Raw genomic sequence first — 1891 nt, forward strand, 5'->3', positions numbered from 1 at the left:
ATATTATAAAAATATACATAATTATTGTAACTTTTTTCAACTTTTAAGATATACATTCTTAAACCGAAGAACTGAAGGAAGCTCATGCTTTTCCTCAAAGTTCAACTGCACCTCTACTAAACGCCGAGAAGGAATAAGCTATAGGCATCCCCTCCTTATGCTTACAGTTGCTATAAAATCGAGAGTTATAAAAGAGAAAAATATATTACAGCAAATTTACAATAAGGAAGCATGCAAAAATTTCTATTACTCCTAGCATTGAAACTGATACTTTGCCTTCAGGTAACGGCACAGTTCAATTCTGTCATCAAGACAAATGTTCTACCTATAACTTCTAATACCCAGGATAAAACACAGTCCAAGGTATTCTCATATGATGGTAAATTCTGGGCAGTACTCCCCAACTCAAGTGGTACGCATTTATGGCGAATTGATGGTAATTCCTGGACTCATATCTTAAGACTTTCTACTAAGACTGGTTCCAGAGCTGACTGTAAGGTTGTTGGTAATTTAGTACACGTTTTCATGTTCCAGGGCTCTAACTCTCAATTAGTATCGCTTGAATATGTACCAGGTTCATCCACTTACAAACTGTGGTCTGAAAGGCCATCCATCGTTGGAATTAGCCTAGATTCGGGGGTAGAGACAGCAATGATCGATGTAGATGGCACTGGTCGTATGTGGCTTGCATCAGATGGCTCAAGCACTATAAATGTACGTTGGAGCGATGCTCCTTACACACAATGGAATCCCCCTGTGATATTGGCTTCTGGAGTTTCCTCAAATGACAAATGCGCAGTGATAGCGATGCCTGGACAAGTGGGAGTTTTCTGGTCCAACCAGAACACGGGGTTATTTGGGTTTAGGACACACCTGGATGGAGCGCCCCCTACCTCATGGTCTATTGATGAGAAACCGGCATCACAGTCAGCGCTTAATGTAGGTAACGGTATGGCAGATGACCATTTTAACCTTGCTGTAGCTAACAACGGTACATTATACTCCGTCATTAAGACTAGCTACAACAAATCAGGTTATCCTCTAATTGGTCTCTTAGTAAGGAGATCTAACGGCTCTTGGGATAATCTCTATGAAGTGTCTCAAACAGGAACTACTCCAACAGTAATCTTGAATGAAGCACAGGAAAAATCAAAGTATTATACACTTCACAAACTTATGGCAGGGACATTGTTTATAGGGAGTCTTCAACTTCTAACATCTCCTTTAGCAATCAACATACCCTCATAAGCGGAACATCATACCGAGATCAAACCAGTACTAAACAGAATTATACCAATAGTATTTTTGTAGTGGCGTCGAGTACAGTAGATGGTGTAGCAATAGGAGTAATTGCATCTGATGACGAGAGTACAGATCCAACTAGCCCTCCTCAAGTCCCGGTGCTATCATCACCAGCCAACAATGCAAATAATGTGTCAACCTCCCCAACCCTGCAGTGGCAAGCTGCCGAGGGTGCCGATTCCTACCAGGTGCAGGTAGCCACTACTTCTGACTTCTCCACAACCCTGATTAATCAAAGCAATGTGCAGGCCCCCTCTTTGGAAGCCGGCAACCTGTCCAGCAGCACTTCCTACTACTGGCGCGTGAGGGCTGCGAATCAGGCCGGTAACAGTGCCTGGTCGGCGACTTGGAGCTTCGTGACAGAAAGTGCGCCAATAAGCTTGCCTAGTACTCCAGTGCTATCATCACCAGCCAACAATGCAAATAATGTGTCAACCTCCCCAACCCTGCAGTGGCAAGTTGCCGAGGGTGCCGATTCCTACCAGGTGCAGGTAGCCACTACTTCTGACTTCTCCACAACCCTGATTAATCAAAGCAATGTGCAGGCCCCCTCTTTGGAAGCCGGCAACCTGTCCAGCAGCACTTCCTA

2 protein-coding genes are annotated in these 1891 nt (G+C 44.1%); both read left to right on the forward strand.

From position 1 onward, the window contains the following. The first annotated feature begins 231 nt into the window (after positions 1–231). Complete coding sequence (locus O71_RS20270; protein ID WP_007660850.1) at positions 232–1248, forward strand: hypothetical protein; 1017 nt, start codon at positions 232–234, stop codon at positions 1246–1248. Positions 1249–1433: 185 nt separating this feature from the next. Then, positions 1434–1891, forward strand: a 458-nt coding sequence (locus tag O71_RS20275) for a fibronectin type III domain-containing protein (protein WP_007660852.1), incomplete at its 3' end; no start/stop codon positions are given.

This window comes from Pontibacter sp. BAB1700 (assembly GCF_000277005.1).
Lineage (GTDB): Bacteria > Bacteroidota > Bacteroidia > Cytophagales > Hymenobacteraceae > Pontibacter > Pontibacter lucknowensis.

Coding starts and splice junctions, on each gene's coding strand:
- O71_RS20270 (WP_007660850.1), top strand. CDS start 232: ATGCAAAAATTTCTATTACTCCTAGCATTGAAACTGATACTTTGCCTT.